Origin of the sequence: Archangium sp., assembly GCF_036388035.1 — a bacterium.
Classification (GTDB): Bacteria; Myxococcota; Myxococcia; order Myxococcales; family Myxococcaceae; genus Archangium.
In genome coordinates, this window is record NZ_DASVSO010000504.1 from 1 (window position 1) to 4,245 (window position 4,245).

Here is a 4,245-nt window from a genome sequence, read left to right on the forward strand (position 1 = left end):
GAGGCCGCGCACGTGCAATTCGTCCCGTTCGAAGAGGGGATCGAGGTCAACGGCCAGACGGTGCTGTCCGTCGTGGACGGGCTCGGCGAGTTCGCGTCGCTCGCGGGTGGCTACCTGCTGGACGAGGGCATTGGCAAGCCGGGTCCCAGGGGCCTCGCGGAGGTGGATCCTCGGGGGTGGTATTCGCAGCGCGCGTGGCTGCGGTGCTTCGAGCAGATCCACAAGCAGCTCGGTGATGGCGTGCTGACGCGGATCGGCATGGCCATCCCTCGCAACGCGGTGTTTCCGGAGGGCGTCCGGGACCTGCATGGCGCCATCGAGTCCATCGACGTGGCGTACCACCTGAACCACCGCAAGCAGGGCCGGCCGATGTTCGACCCGGAGAGCGGCGAGCGGGTGGAGGGCATCGGCCACTACGGCTACGAGCCGGTGTCGGGACAGCGGCGCATCATCTCCGTGTGCGAGACGCCGTACCCGTGCGCCTTCGACCTGGGCATCCTCACCGCCATGGCCCAGCGCTTCGAGCCCGGTGCGCGCGTGACTCACGCCGACGCGAAGCCCTGCCGCAAGCTGCGGGGCCGTCACTGCTCCTACGTCATCACCTGGTGAGTCGAGCGTCCTCGCCCCCGTCCGTCCCCGCCGAGTGGGGAACTGACCGGGGGTATGAGTGCCTGGTGCTCTCCGACTGTGTGGACAGCGCCTTCCCCGAGCTCCAGGTCATGGGGAGCGTCACCCCCCATGGCCGGTTGAAGAGGGCGCGGGTGAACGAATTCGTCTCCCCCCACCTTCATCCTCCCCCCGCTCCTGATAGCCTTGAGGCCGGAACCCACCATGGCCGCGATCAACAACATTGGCACCACCGGCCGCGTCCTCCTCGTGGACGACAGCATCATTGCTCTCGAGACCATCGGCTACCAGCTGAAGGAGAGTGGTCTGGAAGTGGTGATGACCACCTCGCCCCGCGAGGCCCTCGGCTTGGCCACCGAGGGCACGCAACCGTTCGATCTCCTCATCCTCGACGTGATGATGCCGGAGATGAACGGCCACGAGCTGACGCGGCACCTGCGCAGCCACTCGCGCACGGCCAACACGCCCATCCTCCTGCTCACCTCGCTCGACTCCACGGATGATCGCGTGACGGGCCTGGTGGCGGGCGCCGACGACTTCTTCAACAAGACCACGCCCGACGCCGAGATGCTGGCGCGCGTGCGCTCGTTCATCTCGCTCGGGAAGATGCGCGCCCAGCTCCAGGCGCAGCACGAGGCGATGGCCCGGGTCGTGCGCGAGCCGGAGGTCTCCACCCCTCCCCAGGCGCGGGTGGAGATCATCCACCACATGCCCGTGGTGGGCGAGCGGCTCGCCCGGGCCCTGCGGGGCTCGCCCGTGGGGGGCGAGTTCCAGCTCACCCAGCGTGCGCCCTCGCAGCGCCTGGCCTCCTCCGACGCGGACCTGCTCGTCGTCAGCTACGCGGTCGCGTTGGAGGGGGAGCAGCCGCTGCTCAAGCGCTTCGGCTTCGACGAGGAGGCCCCCGCCGTCCTCGTGGTGGACGAGTCCGAGTCCACCCTGCGGCGCGTGACGGCGTTCGACGCCGGCGCCGACGACTACCTCACGCTCCATACGCCCATGGCCGAGCTCGCCGCGCGTCTGGGCAGTGCCCTGCGCCGCCAGCGCCGCCAGCGCCAGCTGCGCACCTCGCGGGACCGGGCCATGCTGGTGGCGGTGACGGATCCGCTCACCGGCCTGTACAACCGCGCCTACTTCCACGAGGCCCTTGGCGTCGAGTTCCGGCGCGCCCAACGCTACAAGCACCCGATGTCCCTGGTGCTGCTGGACCTGGACCACTTCAAGCAGGTCAACGACACCCTCGGCCACAGCGCGGGGGATGAGGCCCTGCGCGAGGTCTCCGCGCGGCTGCGCCGGACGGCGCGCTCGACGGACGTGGTCGCCCGTCACGGTGGCGAGGAGTTCGCGATGATCCTCCCCGAGACGGACCTGGAGCAGGGGCAGATCGCCGCCGAGCGTTTCCGGGTCGCGGTGGAGGGGGCCACGGTGCACGGCGCCCGGGGCGGCAGCCGCGTGCTGACCATCAGCGTGGGGGTGGGGTGCTTCCCCGTCCACGCCAACAACGCCGCCGAGCTCATCGAGCTCACCGACGCGGCGCTCTACACCGCCAAGCGCACGGGGCGGAACAAGGTGTGCGCCGCCTCGCTCGGCAAGGAGCCGCCTCCGCCGCTCCCGTCTTCCAGCCCCGGAGCCTTCCAGGTGATGGAGAGACTGCGCCGGCTCGTCTCGGAGGAGGTGGAAGGGCCGCTTACCTCCACGCGCACGGCCGCGCGCATGTTGCACGAGGCCTCCGCGCCCGGGGACGCGCTGCACGTCCTCACCTCGCAGCTGCGCGAGTCCTCCGACGAGGTGCGGCGCGAGCTGCTGCGGTTGATGGACGAGCTCACCCGGGTGCTGGAGCCCAGCCGACCGGGGCCGCCCACCGGCGAGCACAAGTGAAGCAGGCGCCAGGGCTCGTCTCCGCCCTGGCGGGGGTCGCCGCGCTCTTCACGTGTCGTCGCGGCTGGCGTCCCTCAGGTGGTTCACGTCCCCCCAGGTCACCAACCGGAAGGCGCCCGCGGTGTAGTCGAACTGGTTCCAGCTGGCGTTGAGCACGGAGAAGGTGCGCGGCGTGGCGGGCGGAATCCCCAGGCAGTGCCGGAACAGGCTGCTGAGGACACCGCCGTGGGTGACCACCACGAGGCGCGCTCCCACGTGGCGGGTGCCGAGTTCCTCCAGGCACTCGAGCGCATGGCGGAGCCGCTGTGACGTGCTCTCGCCACCGGGGACGACGAAGTCCGGCCTGCCCGCCGAGTAGTCCGCGAACACCTCGGGGTGGCGCTGGCTCGCCTCGTCCCGGGTGAGCCCTTCCAGGATGCCCAGGCCGCGCTCGCGCAGGCGCGGGTCCTGGAGGACGGGGTGGCCCGTGCGCGCGGCGATGCGGCGCGCCGTCTCCAGGGCCCTCCCCAGATCACTGCAGTAGAGCGCATGGAAGGAAACGGACGCGAGGCGCGCGGCGAGCGCGTCCGCCTGGCGCAGGCCCCTGGCGCTCAACGGACTGTCCAGGTGCCCCTGCAGGCGCCCCAGGTGGTTCCACTCCGTCTCACCGTGACGGAGGAGGATGAACTCAGTCTTCATGAGGGACAGACTGACTGAGCGCGGGCCTGGAGTGGAGGAAACGTTCGCGACGCGCCCGGCGAGGATGCGGATGGAGGTGCCGTCGAAGTGATGAAGGGAGCCCCCAGTCCATCGTCGGGCCACGGGCAGACGAGCGGGCGCTCGAACTGGCGCGCTTCGTGGGAGGGTGGCCTTCACCCAGAGACGGCAATCCGGTTGACGGCTTGGGAGCGGCAGTCGCACATTCCTCTTTCAGGGAAGGAGCCGCAGCCGAATGTACGTGCCACCAGCACCCGAGGACGGGATTCGTCGTTTCCGGGTGGAGGAGTACTACCGGATGGCCAGGGCGGGCGTGTTCGCGGATGACGAGCGCGTGGAGCTGCTCGAAGGGAGGATCCACCGCATGACCCCGCAGGGCGCGCGTCACATGCGAGCCATCAGCCGACTCAACCGGCACATCGTGCCCCTCCTGGGTGAGGAACTCATCCTGCGTGTCCAGGGGCCTCTCACGCTTTCCGAGGACAGCGAGCCGGAACCGGATCTCGCGGTCGTTCGCACGGCGGACGAGGCCTCGGACGAGCGACATCCCTCCACCGCCCTGCTCGTCATCGAGGTGTCGGAAGATTCGCTGCCCAAGGATCGGAGCGTGAAGGCGCAGCTCTACGCGCGGGCGGGTATCCCCGAGTATTGGATCGTGAACCTGCGCAGGCAGTCCGTGGAGGTCTACACCTCACCCGATACGGGAGAGGGTCGCTACGGCACGGTCCACACGTATGCCCGAGGCCAGCGGGTCCAGTCCTCGGTGTTGCCGCGGCTCTCCATCGAGATCGAGACGCTTCTCTGAGTTGGACGGCGGGCGCTCGGAACGAGCCGAGCGCCCGAGCCCAGCGCACTACGCCTGCGGCAGGGCGCAGGTGTTGAGGTCGCGGAGCACCTTCTTGGCCTCGGAGATGAGCGCCTGGCCCTTCACCTCGGGGCCCAGCTTCACCACCAGCTTCATGTCCGGGGTGAGCCGGTAGAGGCCCTTGGAGCGCTGCACCAGCATCGCCACCCTCGGCCCGTCCAGCAGTGCGTCCGAGCCCAGTG

General features: G+C 69.9%; 5 protein-coding genes. 3 read left to right on the forward strand and 2 right to left on the reverse strand.

Annotation, left to right across the window (positions count from 1 at the left end; genetic code table 11):
- On the forward strand, positions 1-609 hold a 609-nt coding region (locus tag VF697_RS20315), incomplete at its 5' end, for a hypothetical protein (protein ID WP_331097413.1).
- A 222-nt stretch (positions 610-831) separates the two neighbouring features.
- Positions 832-2,502 (forward strand): diguanylate cyclase, encoded by a 1,671-nt coding sequence (locus tag VF697_RS20320; protein WP_331097415.1) that lies wholly within the window; start codon positions 832-834, stop codon positions 2,500-2,502.
- Positions 2,503-2,550: 48 nt separating this feature from the next.
- Here the strand turns inward: VF697_RS20320 and VF697_RS20325 are convergent, their stop codons facing one another.
- Complete coding sequence (locus tag VF697_RS20325; protein WP_331097416.1) at positions 2,551-3,180, reverse strand: histidine phosphatase family protein; 630 nt, start codon at positions 3,178-3,180, stop codon at positions 2,551-2,553.
- A gap of 253 nt (positions 3,181-3,433) precedes the next feature.
- Here VF697_RS20325 and VF697_RS20330 point away from each other — a divergent pair, with 253 nt between their 5' ends.
- Complete coding sequence (locus VF697_RS20330; RefSeq protein WP_331097418.1) at positions 3,434-4,003, forward strand: Uma2 family endonuclease; 570 nt, start codon at positions 3,434-3,436, stop codon at positions 4,001-4,003.
- 48 nt (positions 4,004-4,051) lie between these two features.
- Here the strand turns inward: VF697_RS20330 and VF697_RS20335 are convergent.
- Positions 4,052-4,245 (reverse strand): hypothetical protein (locus tag VF697_RS20335; protein ID WP_331097420.1); only part of this gene is annotated, 194 nt, incomplete at its 5' end.